This is a genomic window from Alteromonas sp. G4i13 (assembly GCF_054960505.1).
This window is the reverse complement of record NZ_JBHNYX010000005.1, coordinates 61,728-79,571: the sequence shown is the minus strand read 5'-3', so window position 1 is coordinate 79,571 and position 17,844 is coordinate 61,728. Positions and strand designations below refer to the sequence as shown.

Annotated in this window: 14 protein-coding genes; 9 read left to right on the top strand and 5 right to left on the bottom strand. The window is 46.6% G+C overall.

Translation table 11 applies throughout. The annotated features are described in order from the left end of the window. Positions 1 to 8: 8 nt before the first annotated feature. Both ACFI6J_RS03585 and ACFI6J_RS03580 read left to right on the top strand, forming a co-directional pair. The gene (locus ACFI6J_RS03585) at positions 9 to 2,411 is read left to right on the top strand and encodes a TonB-dependent receptor (RefSeq protein WP_458733687.1); all 2,403 of its coding nucleotides are present in this window, start codon (positions 9 to 11) and stop codon (positions 2,409 to 2,411) included. A gap of 40 nt (positions 2,412 to 2,451) precedes the next feature. Further along, a complete protein-coding gene (locus tag ACFI6J_RS03580) occupies positions 2,452 to 2,577 on the top strand; it encodes a hypothetical protein (protein WP_275446412.1) in 126 nt (41 codons plus the stop codon). Positions 2,578 to 2,723: 146 nt separating this feature from the next. Here ACFI6J_RS03580 and ACFI6J_RS03575 read toward each other — a convergent pair whose 3' ends face one another. Further along, complete coding sequence (locus ACFI6J_RS03575; protein ID WP_014951158.1) at positions 2,724 to 3,146, bottom strand: YybH family protein; 423 nt, start codon at positions 3,144 to 3,146, stop codon at positions 2,724 to 2,726. 628 nt (positions 3,147 to 3,774) lie between these two features. Here ACFI6J_RS03575 and ACFI6J_RS03570 point away from each other — a divergent pair. Beyond that, a complete protein-coding gene (locus ACFI6J_RS03570) occupies positions 3,775 to 4,557 on the top strand; it encodes a sulfite exporter TauE/SafE family protein (protein ID WP_348670374.1) in 783 nt (260 codons plus the stop codon). A gap of 155 nt (positions 4,558 to 4,712) precedes the next feature. Here the strand turns inward: ACFI6J_RS03570 and ACFI6J_RS03565 are convergent, their stop codons facing one another. From ACFI6J_RS03565 to ACFI6J_RS03555, 3 genes are all read right to left on the bottom strand, one after another. Then, a complete protein-coding gene (locus ACFI6J_RS03565; RefSeq protein WP_156087143.1) occupies positions 4,713 to 6,830 on the bottom strand; it encodes a TonB-dependent receptor plug domain-containing protein in 2,118 nt (705 codons plus the stop codon). A gap of 71 nt (positions 6,831 to 6,901) precedes the next feature. Then, a complete protein-coding gene (locus ACFI6J_RS03560) occupies positions 6,902 to 7,270 on the bottom strand; it encodes a hypothetical protein (protein WP_232379095.1) in 369 nt (122 codons plus the stop codon). 109 nt (positions 7,271 to 7,379) lie between these two features. Continuing rightward, the gene (locus ACFI6J_RS03555) at positions 7,380 to 8,660 is read right to left on the bottom strand and encodes a sigma 54-interacting transcriptional regulator (RefSeq protein WP_348670376.1); all 1,281 of its coding nucleotides are present in this window, start codon (positions 8,658 to 8,660) and stop codon (positions 7,380 to 7,382) included. Between the two features lie 155 nt (positions 8,661 to 8,815). Between ACFI6J_RS03555 and ACFI6J_RS03550 the strand changes: the two genes are divergently transcribed. From ACFI6J_RS03550 to ACFI6J_RS03525, 6 genes are all read left to right on the top strand, one after another. Then, complete coding sequence (locus tag ACFI6J_RS03550) at positions 8,816 to 9,421, top strand: Tll0287-like domain-containing protein (RefSeq protein ID WP_462555541.1); 606 nt, start codon at positions 8,816 to 8,818, stop codon at positions 9,419 to 9,421. 327 nt (positions 9,422 to 9,748) lie between these two features. Next, positions 9,749 to 11,329 (top strand): cytochrome ubiquinol oxidase subunit I, encoded by a 1,581-nt coding sequence (locus ACFI6J_RS03545; protein ID WP_462555543.1) that lies wholly within the window; start codon positions 9,749 to 9,751, stop codon positions 11,327 to 11,329. Beyond that, positions 11,326 to 12,462: a cytochrome d ubiquinol oxidase subunit II gene (gene cydB / locus ACFI6J_RS03540; RefSeq protein WP_462555545.1), complete on the top strand. Its 1,137-nt coding sequence runs from the start codon at positions 11,326 to 11,328 to the stop codon at positions 12,460 to 12,462. Before ACFI6J_RS03545 ends, cydB begins: the two co-directional genes overlap by 4 nt. A gap of 10 nt (positions 12,463 to 12,472) precedes the next feature. Further along, positions 12,473 to 12,580 carry a cytochrome bd-I oxidase subunit CydX gene (gene cydX, locus ACFI6J_RS03535; protein ID WP_061096111.1) on the top strand — a complete coding sequence of 36 codons (108 nt, stop codon included), beginning with the start codon at positions 12,473 to 12,475 and terminating at the stop codon, positions 12,578 to 12,580. Positions 12,581 to 12,865: 285 nt separating this feature from the next. Continuing rightward, complete coding sequence (locus tag ACFI6J_RS03530; RefSeq protein ID WP_462555668.1) at positions 12,866 to 14,677, top strand: ATP-binding cassette domain-containing protein; 1,812 nt, start codon at positions 12,866 to 12,868, stop codon at positions 14,675 to 14,677. After that, the gene (locus ACFI6J_RS03525) at positions 14,667 to 16,256 is read left to right on the top strand and encodes an ATP-binding cassette domain-containing protein (protein WP_462585707.1); all 1,590 of its coding nucleotides are present in this window, start codon (positions 14,667 to 14,669) and stop codon (positions 16,254 to 16,256) included. The genes ACFI6J_RS03530 and ACFI6J_RS03525 overlap by 11 nt, the downstream gene beginning before the upstream one ends. 19 nt (positions 16,257 to 16,275) lie before the next feature. On the opposite strand, the gene ACFI6J_RS03520 is transcribed toward ACFI6J_RS03525, so the two are convergent. Continuing rightward, positions 16,276 to 17,844 carry a sugar porter family MFS transporter gene (locus ACFI6J_RS03520; RefSeq protein WP_462555550.1) on the bottom strand — a complete coding sequence of 523 codons (1,569 nt, stop codon included), beginning with the start codon at positions 17,842 to 17,844 and terminating at the stop codon, positions 16,276 to 16,278.

Genomic DNA, 17,844 nt, shown 5'->3' with positions numbered 1-17,844 from the left:
TTAGAATAATGAAACTGTCTCGATTGGCGTTAGGCTTATCGCTTTTAGCGCCTGCGTTGCTATTAGCATCTCCGTCAGCGCTGGCACAAACACTTTCTGGCACGGTAACTAATGCAGCCGGAAAGCCGCTCGCCAATGCCACTGTTGAAATTGAGGCGCTAAAGCGCGTTACCAGCACTAACGAGCTGGGCGAGTTTACTTTCTCTAACGTAAAGGAAGGCGACTATACGCTTCACATATTCGCCTCTGGCTTCGCTCACTTACATGAGCATACGCAAGTTCAATCTGACAACGCAGAAGGCGCTAACTTTGTCTTGGCGCGCAGTGCTATCGAAGTGATTGACGTGCACGCCACGCCTATGCATTTATCGGTGATGGAATCGGCCACACCAGTGAGCGTGTTATCTGGCGAAACCTTACGTCGGCAACAAGCGGCCACGCTGGGCGATACGCTAGAAAAATTACCCGGCGTACAGTCTAACTTCCATGGCAATGTTGCGAGCACGCCAATTATTCGTGGCCTTAGCGGACCACGGGTACTGATTACTCAAAATGGCTTGGATGTGAGCGACGTTTCCCGTGTTGGCCCCGACCACGCAGTAGCAAGTGAAGCCTCAACCGCTAAACAAATTGAAGTGCTGCGTGGGCCAGCAACCCTGTTCTTCGGAAGCGGTGCGATAGGCGGTGTGGTGAACGTAGTTGACCAACGTGTGCCCACGTCCACTGAAACGCGCGGTGAATTTGTATTAGAAACGCAAACCGTTAACGACCAGAAACTTGGAACGTTTAACGTGACTACTGGGGTGGACAACATAGCCTTTTACGCTGACGGTTTTTATCGCGATTCAAATGATTATGAAACACCTGTTGCCCCTGACATTGATGACCCAGATGGCGCCCATGTGGTTGAAAACAGTAACGAAGAATCGAATGGGTTTACGTTAGGGACCAGCTATTTATTCGACCAAGGCTATGTTGGCGTAGCGGTAGAGCGATTTGAGCGAGAGTATGGCGTGCCTGGGCACAGCCATGGCGGAGATACTTCGGTATTCGCTGATCTTGAGCAAACTAAGTATCAGCTTTTAAGTGAGTACAACTTTACCAATGACTTTTTGCAAAGTGTTCACTTTAGAGCGGGCTATACCGATTATGAACATGCTGAAGTTGAGGGCGGTTTAGTAGGTACCACTTTTAGTAATGAAACCGAAGAACTTCGCGTAGAGTTATTGCATAAACCCATGGCTGGCTGGCGCGGTGGTATCAGCCTTCATTACAAAGGGAGCGATGTATTTGCTCAAGGCGAAGAAGCCTTTACACCGCCTTCAGAAATGGAGATGTTTGCTGTAGCACTCATGGAAGAGCGTCACTTTGGTGATTTTCTGGTTCAATTAGGGGCGCGAGCGGAAAGCGTAACATTAGACGCATCAAGTGTGCTGTTGCCTGAGCTTGACGCTCACGAGCACGACGATGAACATGATCATGATGAGCATGCTCACGACGAACATGAAGGCAGCGAGTTCGTACGACAGTTCGCGGTAGATCAAGAGTTTACACCTATATCGCTATCAGCGGGTGTAGTTTATACCATTAATGAAAGCTATAACGTGGGCGTTTCACTTTCCCGTTCAGAGCGCGCCCCTTCTGCCTCTGAGCTTCTTTCTTTTGGCCCGCATATTGGCACCCGTACCTATGAAATTGGCGCCCTGTTTGATTTGTCAGAGGAAGGCGAATTTGTGCTTTCTCAAACGGCAATCGATCTTGAGACAGCAAATAACATCGACCTAACGTTCAGAAAAACACAGGGTGACGTTGGCTTTGTATTTAATGCTTTTTATAACCAAGTAGATAACTACTACTTCCAAGAAGAAACCGGCTTATTCGCTGAAAGTGGTCATGACCACGATCATGGCGAAGAGGGGCACGGTGAAGAAGAGCATAGCGAAGATGAACACAGCGATGAACTACCTGTTTATCTGTTTGGTTCAGCTGACGCCATCCTTCATGGTTTTGAGTTACAAGTTGCCTGGCAAACCACTGACAACCTAAAACTCGATTTCTTCGCCGACTACGTTAAAGCCCGCCTTAAAGATGGTGGCGCACTGCCTCGCACTTCGCCCATGCGAGTGGGCTCACACGTTGCCTACACGTTAGATAACATTCGCGCCGACTTAGACATTACCCATTTTGCGAAACAAGATGATATCTCGACGTTCGAGACTGAAACGGACGGCTACACCCTTGTTGATGCTTCAATCACGTACGACATTCCTTTGGGAGATATTGATTTATCGGTTTACCTGAGCGGTGAAAACCTAACCGACGAAGAAGCGCGCGTTCACACCTCATTTCTGAAAGATATTGCACCACGTCCGGGTAGAAACTTTGCTTTCGGCGTACGCGGTTATTTCTAAGATCAGCTTATAAAAAAGAATTATTGATAGGGATACACACATGAAAAATAGACTAGTACTAAGCGCCATAGCCAGCGCACTTTTGCTCGCAGGCTGTGGTGATGCAGAAACCAATATTGTAGAGCTGGATCCTATTGAGGTGCCAGAGGATGATCACGACCACTAATTAGATGTAGTGCTCTGCAAAATGCTAACAAGCATTTAGATCGTAGATGAAGACTAGGGGCATAGCAATATGCCCCTATTTAAGAAATCGTCTGACCCAACTTACCTACTTCCGCTTTTGACTCTGATCTTGTGGATAAAAGAGAATCACGCAAAATCTAACAAATCAGTACCGAAGAAGTTATCGATGACACAGCGCCATTCTCCACTTGCATCCCTTTGCAGAACATAAACGGCGCGCTTACCCTCGCAGGGTAAGGCGTTGGGTGTTGCTTTGGGAACAAGGTAAAGCTTCGCGACGACTAGCGCTACGTCACCGGCTTGTATAACCCGTTCATCTCCGGTTGTAACAAAATGATCGGGCATGAATTTCTTTTGAAATTTAAGCAGGGCATCAACGCAGTCGCGCTGCGTGGCATGTTCTTCAGCGGCTTGGTTTTGCGTTGAGCTGGACATAGGGGTCGCGACCACTGTTGCATCGCTAGCATAACATTGGGATAAGGCGTCTTGATCGCCGCGGTTTACTGCGTCATGCAACTGTTGTAACACGTGAGATATTGGATTGTTCATGGCTGTCGTTCCGTTATTTTTACCGCAAGACGAGCCAATAAAAAACCCGCCTTTGCGGCGGGTTTAGTGAATTCTATTTACGCACTAGCTAACCCGCCCATTCCTTAGAATAGCGAGAATAATAATCAGCGCAGACGCTGAGTAAGCAGTATGTGTATTCGTGTTTTTAGGCATAGTATTTAAAAACAGTGCGCTGCTAGTGAGTATTTAATGACCCGAGTATCCTGTGCATAATGAAGAAAGTCAATGGGTTTTTAGGTGTAGAAATTAGACCCATGCGAGTGGGTGGGCAAGCGGTAAGTGTAAGGTATAAGATGTAAGGTGTAACGCTACCCTAGGCTTCAAATATGGTAATGCGAATAATCGAGCCCTGCTTTAAACAATTATAAATATCTCTATCAGTGAACCCGCTATTGCGGAGAAGTTGCCTGGCAACTAGCTTAGCGCCTTTTGTACACTGCTTGTCACGTATTACTCGAAGTGCTTTGTTTAAATAACTTATAGAAGGCATGATAAATAACCTTACGCGCTAGGCGTGAATTTTGTATGATATTTGAACGATATGTTTTGGTGTAATGATCACACAAACCATACAAACTGTGTTACGAATTAAGGTGGAATTTGACCCTTGGAGTTACTTTATAGCTGGTTAACGGCCAATGATGCGATGTCGATGTCATCATCAGTAGTACTTGTTGTTACCTCCTTCTTTACGTCGATGATGACAGCAACGCTGGGTATTGGTGGCGGGGTCTTATTACTGGCAGTAATGGCCGGTACTATGCCAGTCAGTGCGCTGATCCCGGTTCACGGTTTAGTACAGCTTGGTTCAAACGGCAACCGTGCACTGATGACGGCAAGGCATATCGACTGGAATATGCTGAAGTATTTTTCTTTAGGCGCAATCGTTGGCGCTTTTTTGGCCTCGTTTGTTGTGGTTCAGCTGCCGTTGGTTATTATTCAATTTGCGGTTGCCGCATTTATTTTATTTCTGGTGTGGGGGAGTAAACCCAAAGCACAAGAAATGAACCCCGCGGGTAGAACATTGGCAGGGTTGGTAACCACGCTGGTTTCAATGTTTGTAGGTGCCACAGGGCCTCTGGTGGCGGCATTTGTACACAGAAATAATTACAGCAAAATGCAGGTTACCGGCACGTTTGCCAGCTGTATGACACTGCAACACGGCCTTAAAGCGTTTGTTTTTACCTTTGTAGGGTTTTCTTTTGCCCAGTGGGCCGGGCTAATCATTATTATGATCGCCAGTGGTGCGCTCGGCACATTCATCGGCTTGAAAGTATTAAAGCGTGTCCCAGCTGAAAAATTTATGCTGGCGTTCAAGATAGTGGTGACACTGTTGGCCCTGCGGCTCTTGTGGCAGGCATTCTCAACCTTATTTCCCGCTGTAATCTGACACAGTTCTTTACCTTCAAAATACTTACGTTAGTGCGCAAGTTTTCATTTCTAGCGTTTAAAACGGCATGTGTATCAGACATTACGAGTAGATAAACCAGCGAAGGAGAATCACTGGTTTATCTTTATGCCTTTTGGAGTTTGAGTTTTAAACGGTTAGAACCTGTAGCTCAGCGATAAATGCCACTCTCGTCCCGCAGCGGGTACTCGCTCACCTACTGCAACATCAGTATTCATCACGCGGTTAATTCCTGCTGTGTGTGGGGCGTAGTGTTTATCAAACAGGTTATGAACGGTTGCCGTTACCTGAAGGTTTGACTGTGCATTATCTATAAGGGTGAAAAGCCCCGTAATATGCACCAATCCATATCCAGCGGTAGTGTTTTCACTTTGTAGCGCTGAAACGTGGTTTTGTGCTCCTGCCAATTCTGACGTTAATTGGAGTGCCATTGGCGTATCAAGCAGCTGTGTGTCCCATTGAATGGTGGTGATCAGCTGTTCGGGGGCAATACGAAACAACGCATCGTCGATATCGTCGCGATTACCGTGCTGAACACTTGCTACTGCGTTAAGCTTCACGTTATCAAACACATTACCCGAAACAGTCAGATCTGCCCCTTTGATTACGGCGTCTGTATTAGTCCACTGAAATGGTGTTGTGCCTGCCATCATGGTGGAGACCATATTGGCAGCCATATTCGTGCTGGGAGAACCAGTAATATAGTCTTCAATATCTTGATAAAAGAGGCGAGGAGAAACTGACCAGTTTTTGAAACGGTAATCAATACCCACATCTATTTGGCGTGCAGTTTCGTTGTCTAGAGCCAAGTTACCAATGTAGTTAAATCCGTCTGCCATTCCCCCAGAAATACCAAGAGGTAGCCACGTATAGCGCTCGAAGTAAGTAGGGGCACGGTTTTTCTGCGATACGCCAAGGACAACATCGACATTGTCGCTGGCGTGATATCGCGTGCTAGCGGCAATATCTAACATGTTATAGCTCTTACTGCGTTCTGCCGCGTTGAAATCATCAACGAGTGAAGCAATGGCTGGGTTCATCATAACCATATTAGAACCGGCTAGCCCGGCATCCATGTCAACACGTGTATATCGGGTACCAATTGTTGTTGAAAAAGATGCTTTATCTCGCTGCCATTCTGCGTATACGCTGGCTGTGTCTTTTTCTACGTTGGTAAAGTTATCAACGAAGAACATGCCGTTATTAGGGTTGGTGATGGTCGAGTTATTCCTGCTGTGGTGCAGATAGGCACCCAGTTTGAGGTCACCTTCATAAAATGGCATTACATAGGTGGCATCTACACCTTGAGCAATAGCATCAGCGTTATTCTCTCTCGCCATGTCGGCAGACATCACCATGCGCTGTGAGAAGTTGTCCATGGCATGTTGGTTGCTGTTGCCAAACCAGCTTAACGTGAAGAACTCCCTATCGTTTGCGTTATAGCGATAGCCCAGTCGATACCAAGCGGCATCAATAAAACCAATGTCCATGGCTAAAGCAGGCGTGCCGCTTTCGTTAGTATTAAGTTGCTGATAACTCACATCGATTTGGTGATTGCCCCACTCGACGCCCGCCCTAAACTTACCGCCATTTCTTTGGTAATGGCTGTTTGGTATAACGCTGTTATCTCCCGACTTTTGTTCGTCGCGCTGCTGATGAGTGAAGGCGCCGCTAACAAAAGCCTGCTCACTCTTATAAAACAGATTGCCTTGGTATTGCTGACCGCTTCCCGGAGATATTGCGCTGGCACTTACGCTACCGCTAAAGCCTGTATTCAAGTCAAAAAGTGCTGAGGCATCAGAGTGAATGCGAAGCTTTCCGCCTAGCGTCTGCACACCTGCACTTACTGGCACAATCCCCCGGTAAAGGGTGGCAGTCAGTCCTGGTTCTGGCAGCACATGAGAAAGGGGCGAGTCCATGGCGTTTGGTCCTGCTCCAGCAATATCAACGCCATCAATGCTTACGCCAACTCTGTCACCATAAAGTCCTCTATACTGAATAAGCCCGGTGACTGGGCCGTTTCGAGATATCGACACGCCAGGTAATGTGGCAAGCTGATCGCCGAAGTCAGCGTCAATATTGCTGGTAGCACTAACAGACTCTTGCTCGATATTTTGCGTGCTAAGGGAAAGCGGTGTGCCAATAACGGTGACCACTTCTGTCGAAGTGTTATCGGCCAAGTCGATGGTGTTTGCGTAAATGTGTACGGGCGCGCACGCAGTGAATACGGCAAGCGCAATGATAGATTGCTTCATAACAATTCCATTTTAAAAAACGAGTGTTGTGCATGGTGAAGGCATGCATGCTCAGTGTGTTTTGGAGGTTGTTATGCGTGTGGTGGGGCGCGGCTTAGCGGCGCCGCGTAAGCAAAATCTGTAAAGGGCTTAGCCGCTAAACGCGCGACTAAGGCGCGATAGCGAACCAGCGATAGTAAAGGTAATGTGGCATGTAGTGGCTCGTCAACCTGAGGTAAGTCGGCTAGCGTGCCATTGGTACAGTCAACGTGCTCGGCGGGTGCTTTGAGCAGTTCGGGGCTAACAAAAACGAACTCACCTTCAAACTCAGTGGCGCTAATTGAAATGTAGCGCATGGTCTTGCCAGTACAAATAAGTTCAATATCTTCACCTACAAACGCACGTGCTTGCTGCATAGTATGGGCAGCAAGGCCAAGTGCTAATGCATTCTGCAAAAGCATACAAAGGCAAAGTGTTAGTGTAAGTAGGCGTCTTAAAGTCATTTTTCTTTATCTGGTTAGCGCCTTTTTATCATAGCCTGCGTTTTGGTAATTTTTCTACCTATTATTTTTAAGTATCTCCAACCCCCGCTTTTTTCAGCTTTCTGTAAAGTGTACGGGTACTCACTCCCAGCGCTTGTGCAAGTTGCTGGGTATCGCCTTCAAAAGACGTGTGAACCTGACGTAAGTATTGGCTTTCCATTTCGTCTAAGGTTACAACGTTACCGTGAAATGACGAGGCATCATTGATAGCATCAGAGCTTATGTTATCGAGCTCGGGTAAGTCTGTATCGTAAATAACGGTTTCATCAGCCAGTAAAATAGCTTGGTCTACAATGTTTTTAAGTTCGCGAATGTTTCCCGGAAACGGATAGTTGGCTAGTTTTTCTAGCGCGTTTTTATGAAACCGTTTTTTCTCTTTAGACATTGCCAAAAAGTGAGCGGCTATCAGTGCTATATCTGATTTTCGTTGTCTTAAAGAAGGGAGGTTGATAGGAAAACCGGCAATGCGGTAGTAGAGGTCTTGTCTGAATTCGCCCGTTTCCACCATGTGCTTTAAATTTTTGTGTGATGCACACACCAAACGAAAATCAGCCTTTTTAGAAACAGTGCTTCCTACAGGTCGATAAGTTTGAGACTCGAACAGCCGCAGAAGCTTTACTTGTGTGGAAAGTGGGATATCGCCGACTTCATCAAAAAACAATGTGCCGCCTTCCGCTGCTTCTACGAGCCCTTTCTTATTTGTGGTTGCGCCCGTAAATGCCCCTTTTTCATAACCGAATAGTTCGCTTTCAAGCAGCGTGTCAGACATGCCGGTACACTCGATGACAACAAATGGTTTGCCAGCACGGTGACTACTCGAGTGAAGTGCTTGGGACACCAGCTCTTTACCCGTGCCGGTTTCGCCAAACAGTAGTACTGAAATATCTGAGTTAGCGGCGCGATTTATTTTGTTTAGCATTGCTGTAAATGCCTCTGATTCGCCGACCATCTTTCCTGCTGAAGGTCGGTTTGAAGCAAACGAAAGCTTATCAAGTATTTCCAAGAAACCTAATAGTTCTCCGCTACCGTCGAAGATCGGGCGCATGAGGATGTCGCAGTAGCTTTGACCCTCACTGGTGGTATGAACGTGTACTACGCTAGCCGCTCGTCCTGTGGCTTTACTCTCTTGCATGGGGCAATGCTCGCCGCACTTATCGCAAGGTTTGCTGTTGCGGTGAGAGACTTGATAGCAGGTACTAAAGCCAAGCTTTATATCCACAGGGTAGGTGTCTCTGTAGGGCTGGTTGACAGCTTCAATAACGTAGCTTGGGTTAATGAAGATTGCGGGTTTATCTACCGCATCTATCATCGCTTGTACTATGGATATATTCATGGGTGGCTGAATATTAGTTTGTTCTAATTTGATTTTGGCAATTTATCATATTGGCATAGAGCTTGTTCACTGTTTGAGACAAACGGCAATACTTCGGTAGCAACTCATTCAATTCCAAGGAGAGTTTTATAATGAAAAATGGCGTAATGCTGGTGGCGATAAGCTTATTGGCAAGTAGTGCTCATTCATTGGCAGATACAGTGACTGCCAATGAGAAAAAAAGTGAAAACAGTGTACAGGAAAAAGTCAAAGAAGCGCGATTACACGCAAAAGCACTGGGAGGCGCGCTAAAGTCACGACTACAGCAAGCTATTCAATCCGGAGGGCTAGAGGCTGGCGTTAACGAATGCCAGATTGCAGCGGCTCCTATTGCTCTGGCGCTTAGTCAAAACGGGTGGGAGGTTGGGCGTACCGCGCTGAAAGTAAGGAACCCAAACAATGCGGCAGATCAATGGGAGCGTGAGCAGTTAGCGTGGTTTTCACAATTACTGACCAAAGCTAAGCAAGACAATTTGGCCCCTAAAAGACCTATTGAAACTTATCAATACGATAGCGAAAGCGGTGAGTTTAGGTACATGATGGCGATTGAGCAAGGTCAGGTGTGCATGGCATGCCACGGAGCTAATGTGGCGCCTTCAGTAAAACAATCCATTCTAAAGCACTATCCCAACGATCAAGCTACAGGGTTCGAATTGGGAGAATTACGAGGCGCGTTCACACTCTCATATACCCCTTAACTTTTCCTTATACTCCACTTTTTGACAATCTGCTAAGCAGCCTTTCTCTTGTGCCATATTTGTCACCTAAATGACAAATATGGCGAATGCATCGCCATCAATTGTTGCGTTGGATCAATAAGCCACACGCTCGGTCGTGGAATAATTTATCTGCACAGTACGAAAATACCGCCGTTTATCGGTAATTGCGCTTAAGCAGCCAAATTACTGATGTATGGCATAAACCGTGCTCTTGCCATGCGGCATATTCACGTGTTCATCACTGAATTTTAAACCACTTTTCTGCTAAGCGTTTAACGCGCAAACGAAATACAAGGGAGATAACCCATGAGCGATACGTTAATAGAACTATCGCGGTGGCAATTTGCATTAACTGCAATGTTCCACTTTATATTTGTACCCTTAACTTTGGGGCTTAGTTTCCTACTTGCCATTATGGAATCGGTATACGTAATGACGGGTAAAGAAATTTATAAGCAGATGACCCAATTCTGGGGAAAGCTGTTTGGAATTAACTTTGCCATTGGTGTAGCCACAGGCTTAACCATGGAATTCCAGTTCGGAATGAATTGGTCTTACTATTCTCACTATGTAGGCGATATCTTCGGTGCGCCACTTGCCATCGAAGGCCTAATGGCCTTTTTCCTAGAATCTACCTTCGTGGGGTTGTTCTTTTTTGGCTGGGACAAAATGTCAAAGGTGAAGCATCTGATGGCGACTTGGCTGGTGGCCATTGGTTCAAACTTCTCTGCACTGTGGATCTTGATTGCTAACGGCTGGATGCAATACCCGGTAGGCGCTGAATTTAATTTTGAAGCCATGCGTATGGAAATGACCAGCTTTGCTGAGGTTATTTTTAACCCCGTAGCACAGGTCAAATTTGTTCACACTGTATCAGCAGGTTACGTGACCGGCGCAATGTTTGTGTTGGCAATTTCAAGTTACTACCTGCTTAATCATAAGCATATCGCCTTTGCGCGCCGTTCGTTCGCCATAGCTGCTAGCTTTGGCCTGGCCTCAACGCTTTCTGTGATCGTGCTAGGTGATGAAAGTGGTTATGAGCTTGGTGATGTACAAAAAGTGAAGCTGGCAGCAGTTGAAGCTGAGTATGAAACCCATCCTGCACCTGCGCCGTTTACTGTGTTTGGTATTCCAAACGACGAAAAGCAGGAAACCGAGTACGCCCTTCAAATTCCTTGGGCAATGGGCATTATTGCTACCCGTTCGTTAACCGAAGAAGTAAAAGGTATTAAGGATCTTAAAGAAGAGAATCGCGAGCGTATTCTAAGCGGAATTAAAGCCTATGAAGTACTTGATGATGTAAGAAACGGCACCGCGACAGCTGAGCAACGTACTGCCTTCGACCAAAATAAAGACAGTTTGGGCTACGCTATGTTGCTAGAGCCTTTCACTGAGAACGTTTCAAATCCTTCTGATGCCGCGCTTCAACAGGCAGTAGATTACAGCATTCCGCCGGTTGCCCCATTGTTTTGGAGTTTCCGCCTTATGGTTGTGGCTGGCTTTATTATGCTTGCGCTATTTGTGTGCGCCTTTTACTACAGTACTAAACACAAGATTACTAAGCCACGTTGGCTATTAAAAAGCGCGCTCTACGGTTTGCCGCTTCCTTGGATTGCCTGTGAGGCTGGCTGGTTTGTCGCTGAATATGGCCGCCAACCATGGTCAATTGCAGAGGTGCTTCCGGTGCATACGTCGGTATCTAATCTCGCCGTAAGCGACGTGGTAATAACCCTTGTAGCCTACAGTGCTTTCTACACCGGCATGTTCATTATTGGTTTTTACCTAATGAAGAAGTTTGCCAAAAAAGGGCCAGTTCCACCTGAAGATAAGCAGCCTGACACTGAATTTTATCTTATTGACCTTGATGAGCAAGGAGCAAAAGCATGATTGATTATGAACTACTGAGAGTCATTTGGTGGTGCTTGGTTGGCGTTCTGCTAATTGGCTTCGCGGTTACCGATGGCTTCGATTTGGGCGTTGGAGCACTGCTCACGCTTATTGGTAAAAATGACAAAGAGCGCCGCGTAATGATAAATACAGTAGGGCCGCACTGGGATGGCAACCAAGTTTGGTTTATCACCGCAGGCGGTGCTATTTTCGCCGCGTGGCCTATGATTTACGCCACTGCGTTTTCTGGTTTTTACCTTGCGCTGGCCCTCACCTTAATTGCCCTTTGGATGCGCCCGATAGGCTTTGATTACCGCAGTAAATTGCCTAACCCGCAGTGGCGGAAAGCGTGGGATTGGGCGCTATTTGCTGGCGGTATTATCCCAGCCCTTATCTTTGGTGTGGCTTTTGGTAACCTGCTGTTGGGCGTACCGTTTGAAATGGATAGTACGCTTAAGTCAACCTACACAGGCTCGTTCTTTGGCCTTTTAACACCGTTTGCGCTGGTGGCAGGACTGCTATCTGTGGCTATGTTGCTGAATCACGGTGCAACCTGGCTACAAATGAAAACCGATGGCTTTATTGAAGTTCGCGCACGTGCAGTATCGGTTGTGTTAAGCCTGGCTGGTGTCACGCTATTTGTACTTGCAGGTGTTTGGGTAGCATTTGGATTAGATGGCTTCGTGATTACGTCGGCAGTCGATACCATTGCTACGTCAAATCCACTTAAGAAAGAGGTTGCCATTGAAGCTGGAGCTTGGGTGAGCAACTACAGCAAATACCCCCTTATGATGGCAGCACCTGTGCTGGGTATTATTGCTGGTTTGGCCTGTGCGCTTTTCTCTAAGAAAGGTAATGCAGGCATGGCGTTTGTATCAAGTGCGCTATTTATAGCAGGCGTTATCTTAACAGCTGGCTTTTCAATGTTCCCATTCCTAATGCCAAGCATCACTATGCCAGAGGCGAGCTTAACCGTATGGGACGCTACGTCTAGCCATATGACGCTAAACGTAATGTTTATCGTTGCCTGTATCTTTGTGCCTATTGTACTTAGCTACACGGCCTATAGCTTTTACGTAATGCGCGGGCGTATTAAAAATGAAGACCTTGACCAGTCTCACACCATTTATTAAGGAGAACGCTATGTGGTATTTCGCTTGGATTTTAGGAGTTTTGCTGGCGTGCTCTTTTGGCATTATCAACGCCATGTGGTTGGAGTCGACGGAAAATATGGATAGACCCGAAGACTAGGTGTTTTAAATAGCGCGGAGTTCATCCGTTTTCAAACACGCCGTAAACCCATCCATGGGGGCTCTTCAGCAGCGTCCCTGCTGCTGAAGGTTTGAAAACGGATGAACACCGCGCTATCAGTTTAATTGGCAGGTTCTTGCAGCCAGCCCACCACCACTTGGAAAAGAATGAAAAAGAAATGCGAGATTTGCTCTCGTTACTAAGTAACGCAAAAGAAGAGTCAAAACCACAGTGATCAAAGAAAAAGTTCCCAACCGGCAAACGCTTAATGCGTGGTGCAATGAGATGGATAAGGCGCAGTCGCTTGGCTTGCGCACTTCGCTTATGGCGCAAGTAGTGGTTAAGTGTTTGTCGCTTTTTTCTTTGATTATTGGGTTCTATTATTTTTCTCATATTGCTCATGACTGGGTAGTAAACCAGTCTCCTGCAACAGCGAGTGATGTCACAGGACTTGCCGTTTCTCTGGGGCTTAGCTGGCTGCTACAAGGCGCATTCAATGCCTTATCTAGTAGTGCAAGAATGCAGGTATTAAACAAGCTCGAACAGCACCTACAACACGTATTCATTGAGCGTCAATATGCGCTTATTCGACAGCACTCGGTTTACTATTGGCAAACGGTGTGGCTGCAGCACTTACAGGCTTTTGCTGACTGGGCACTTGAATATCGAGTGCAGCAAATGATTGCAGTTGTTGTCCCCTTGTTTGCTTTAGCCGTTATCTTTTATGTGAACCCCGTTATAGGAATTGGCCTATTACTAACATTGCCGGTTGTGCCGCTTTTTATGATCATTGTGGGCAAGGGAGCCGCTGCCCTACATCGAAAGCATTTTATCGCCCTTGAACGTTTGGGAAGTTTATTTACTGATAGGTTAGCCGCGCTGCCGATGCTGGCAAATTATCAGGCGCATCAAAAACAAACAGTCCTGCTTAAAGATGCCAGTGAAAATTTGAATGCGCGTACTATGAAAGTAGTGAGCGTAGCGTTTTTGTCCAACAGCGTGCTCGACTTCTTCGCAACACTCGCGGTTGCACTTACGGCAGTATTTATTGGTTTTTCACTGTTAGGTGAATTGAGTATTGGGCCGGAAATAACGCTCCAGCAAGGCTTATGGATATTGCTGACTGTGCCATTGTTACTCAGTGAAATGAAAAAGTTGGGGCAGGTATACCATCAGAAGGCGCAAGCAGAAGCCGCCAAAACTGAACTTGCTCCCTTATTCTCGCGCTTTACACAAAATCTTGATGGTAGTGCAGTGAACCCGGTCAACGCTGACACAACTCACCATTATTCATCAGAACACGAGGTATTGCTTACGGCTAACAACCTTAAGGTTTTTGACATTAACGCCGGGCAAACTCACTCGCAAAGCTCTCACGCTACAACGGATGTTGATGAGCCGTCTGTGCTTTTGCACGCTGAATCTCTAGAAGTATCAAAGGGCGATAAAATACTCATTAGCGGGCGCTCTGGTTCAGGTAAAACACTATTATTAGAAGCCTTAGGCGGTCAAAGACCTAGCACACATACATTCAGTGAACCGGTAATTTGGATAACCCAGCACCCCGTGATCACGCCAGGTACCGTGCGTGAGAACTTGTGTTTAAACGACAGCTATACAGACGACGCGCTTATTAAAGCGCTAGAAGCAGTAGAGCTTGACGCGTGGCTGTCGTTGTTGCCTTTGGGGCTTGATACGGTAATGACTGATTATCCGCTGCTTTCAGGTGGAGAAGCGCAAAGGCTGTCGCTAGCGAGAGCGCTGTTGCGCAAAGACAATATATGGTTGCTCGATGAACCCACGGCCCATTTACCTGATGCTCAGCACACAAGATTGGCACAGCTAATTGAACGTTTGGGTAAAGATAAAACACTAATTTGGGCTTCTCACAAAGCACTCCCTGCAAACTGGTTTAACCGCTTTTGGACGGTATCGCGAAGCACGCCTGAACAAGACGTTCTCTTAAAGCCAAAGGCAGGACTTAAAAGCAAGCTGGGCGCAAAACATGAAGGGCACCAACAAGGTTGTAGTAGCGTTGTAGAAACAAGTTTCAAGACGAATGCCAATCAAAAGGAGCGTAGCCTTGATGAAAAGTAAACCGGCTTACCTCACGCTGCTGCTTGCTCTTTTACACGGTGTGGCAGGAATAACCATTCTCGTTATTTCTTCGTGGTTCATCGCTATCAGCGCTATTGCACCTGTAGGTTTTAATTACGTTATTCCGGCGGTGGTCATTCGCGCGCTAGCACTACTTCGCATAGCATCTGGGTATGCCAGTATGTGGGTGGGGCACAACGATTTACTTGCGCGTATCGCAGGGGGGCGACTACGTGTTTTTAGGCAACTTGAAAACAGTAAAATTACCGACAAAGCCTTCACCACAGAAGCGTTAGCACAGCATACCGAAGAGCTTGCCAGCCGTTGGATTGCATGGATAGCTCCGCTTTCTAACATCACATTTATATTCACAAATCTTTGCGTTGTTGCAGTATGGTTTAATCTTCCTGGCACCTCGTTTTTAATTACGCTTTTTGCTATTTGGCTCTTCATCGTTGTGCTGCAAGGCTTTATTGGTTTAAACGTTGCGGAAAAAGCGACAAAGGAAAATAAAGTGTTTCGCCAAGAGTCAGCCGACTTCCTTAACTGCAGCGCTTTATGGCACTTAAATAAAACAATGACAGATAAGCCGCAGGAAGAGGGTGAGCATGTGATCAATAGTGTGCCGAGTGCTGACAGGGTGTGGCGACAACAAACTACGCAGAAAGACAAAGCGCAACGCGCGAGCTGGTGGTTTCAAGGCGCGGCATTTTTCGCGGTAGTGTTAGTTATGTCGGGCGCAGTAAGTCCAATATCTGACTTTTCGTATATGCCTATTGCTATTGTTGTGCCCATGATATTGATGGCTGCGCCTGATTGGGCTGGTGCAGCTTTTCACAGCATTACAAAGTTTGCACAGCACAAACAAAGCGCGAAAGCCCTTAAGAAGCTCAAAACCTCACCCATTAAAGTACTTGAACGCACCGAACTGCACCATTCACTTACGTTATCTGATTATACTGCCAAAAATAGACGCTTACCTTTGGTCAATGCTACATTCCCAGCCACTGGCATCGTATGTATATCCGGGCCGTCAGGCTGTGGTAAGTCATCTTTGCTTCAGTCAATTGCGGGGGTAGTGCCTTCTACTGGACTTAAAGAAGTGGATGGCATGCGTATTGCCGATGGCTTAATTAAAAACTGGTGCTATGTGGAACAAGAGCCAATAGTGCTTTCTGGCAGTGTCTCTTCAAATTTAGACCCTGCCGGAATGGGTATTCCCCTTGATGACATGACTAACCTGTTAGCTCAATTAGGGCTAGAGGCACTGTTGCCGTTGTCTATGTGGGTTGGCAAGGCGGGTAGGACGCTTTCTGGGGGAGAGCGCAAGCGACTAGCCTTAGCGCGCGCTATTTTATCTCACGCAAAAGTGTTGCTTGTTGATGAACCCTTCGAGGGCTTGGATGTGACTACTCAGCATAAAGTGTGTGAGGTATTAAATCGCTACGCTGCCAACCATCTCATCCTAGTTGCTTCTCACGTTACGCCAAGCGCGTTAAATGTATCATCAACACTACTATTAGAAGAGGCGAGAATGGATAACCTTTGTGCAGGTCAGCATGCTATCAGGTTGCCTTAATATACAGGATTGACCTCAGCTAAGCGCAACGCTCAAATTCTTCCGTGATTTCTTCCAACGTTCTTCCTTTTGTTTCTGGGAAGAACTTAGCAACTAATATCAGACTGACTAAGGCGAACCCGCCGTAAATTGCAAACGTGGCCGCGGCTCCCAAGTTGGCCAACTCCCAAGGGAAAACAACTTGAACTAGAAAACTGGTGAGTGAATTCACCATGCCCACTAATGAAATAGCCAAAGCGCGGGTTTGATTCGGAAAAATTTCAGCAAGCATTGCCCACATCACTGGGCCAAGAGACATCGCGAACGAAGCAACAAACGCAATAATGCCAAACAACACTAAAGGTGCATTCATATTAATACTGCTAGTTAGCAATGGTTGCTGATACGCATCGTATTCGTCGCTGGTAAGTGTGGTCTTTAGCGTGCGCTTAAACTCAACGTCTGAATAGTAAATATCGTTGGTTAGTGGAGTTAGCTTTATTGCCACACTCGGCGCATCTTGCTGTATTTCGTTTATGGCCGTTTGCTGTACTTGATATGTCGCCTGTTTAAAGCCATAGGTACAAATAGACATGCTGATCACTACGCCAGTTAAGCCAATCAGCAGCAGCGGTTTTCTTCCCCATTTATCAATAGTTAGCATAGCAACCACGGTAAATGCTACGTTAACCAAGCCAATCCATACAGCCTGCATAAATGCCGCATTGGTACCTACACCGCTTTGTTCAAAAATCGTGGGCGCGTAAAAAAAGATAACGTTAATGCCGGTAATTTGCTGAGCAATGGCAATAATAATGCCCACCATTAACGGAAATCGCATGGCCTTCGCCTTTAGAAAGCCTAGGCGTTCACGAAAAGGCCACGACTTTTCTTTAAGTGAAGACGCTATATCTTCAACAAGAGCGCCGGCTTGGGCTTTGTCGAATAAGCGGTTTATAACCTGTTCGGCTTCCTCGTGTTGGCCTTTGAGTACCAGCCACCTGGGGCTACGCGGAATAGTAAACAGTAAACCAAACCATAGTGCTGCGGGGATTACCTCCAAGCCCAGCATGTAGCGCCATAAATGTGTATCTAAACCCCATTCAGCAACCCAAGCTGCACCGCTGTTACTCAGCTGTAGCAGGTAATAGTTGGTGAAATAGGAAAGGGCGAAGCCAAATACAATATTTAGCTGGTTCACCGACACCATTTTGCCTCGGTTTTCTGGAGCGCTTATTTCCGAAATATACAGCGGGGCAATGATCAGCGAACAAAACGCAATGCCGCCAATAAAGCGAGAAAGCACTAATAGTTCGAAATTAGGGGCTAAGGCTGAGCCGACAGAAGAAAGCAGGTAAAGGAAAGCGACAAGAATGAGTGCTTTGCGCCTGCCAATAGCGTCGCTAACGCCGCCGGCAAATAGCATGGCAATTAGCGCGCCTAGTGTTGGTGAGCTTACGACGAAGCCTTGCTGCCAATCGCTTAGGTTAAATTCGGCATCGATAAAGCCATTGGCTCCTGCTATTACACTGGCATCGAAGCCAAAAATAAACCCTCCAAGAGAGACAATGAGTGTGTAATACAGCGACGGAGACAGGGCTTTATTCAT

Bases quoted from the DNA above. Each gene is read 5' to 3' on its own strand.
- ACFI6J_RS03565 (WP_156087143.1), bottom strand. From the start codon at position 6,830: ATGAAGCAATCTATCATTGCGCTTGCCGTATTCACTGCGTGCGCGCCC.
- ACFI6J_RS03585 (WP_458733687.1), top strand. From the start codon at position 9: ATGAAACTGTCTCGATTGGCGTTAGGCTTATCGCTTTTAGCGCCTGCG.
- ACFI6J_RS03555 (WP_348670376.1), bottom strand. From the start codon at position 8,660: ATGATAGATGCGGTAGATAAACCCGCAATCTTCATTAACCCAAGCTAC.
- ACFI6J_RS03550 (WP_462555541.1), top strand. From the start codon at position 8,816: ATGAAAAATGGCGTAATGCTGGTGGCGATAAGCTTATTGGCAAGTAGT.
- ACFI6J_RS03545 (WP_462555543.1), top strand. From the start codon at position 9,749: ATGAGCGATACGTTAATAGAACTATCGCGGTGGCAATTTGCATTAACT.
- cydB (WP_462555545.1), top strand. From the start codon at position 11,326: ATGATTGATTATGAACTACTGAGAGTCATTTGGTGGTGCTTGGTTGGC.
- ACFI6J_RS03575 (WP_014951158.1), bottom strand. From the start codon at position 3,146: ATGAACAATCCAATATCTCACGTGTTACAACAGTTGCATGACGCAGTA.
- ACFI6J_RS03525 (WP_462585707.1), top strand. From the start codon at position 14,667: ATGAAAAGTAAACCGGCTTACCTCACGCTGCTGCTTGCTCTTTTACAC.
- ACFI6J_RS03520 (WP_462555550.1), bottom strand. From the start codon at position 17,844: ATGAATAAAGCCCTGTCTCCGTCGCTGTATTACACACTCATTGTCTCT.
- ACFI6J_RS03580 (WP_275446412.1), top strand. From the start codon at position 2,452: ATGAAAAATAGACTAGTACTAAGCGCCATAGCCAGCGCACTTTTGCTC.
- ACFI6J_RS03560 (WP_232379095.1), bottom strand. From the start codon at position 7,270: ATGCTTTTGCAGAATGCATTAGCACTTGGCCTTGCTGCCCATACTATG.
- ACFI6J_RS03530 (WP_462555668.1), top strand. From the start codon at position 12,866: ATGGATAAGGCGCAGTCGCTTGGCTTGCGCACTTCGCTTATGGCGCAA.
- cydX (WP_061096111.1), top strand. From the start codon at position 12,473: ATGTGGTATTTCGCTTGGATTTTAGGAGTTTTGCTGGCGTGCTCTTTT.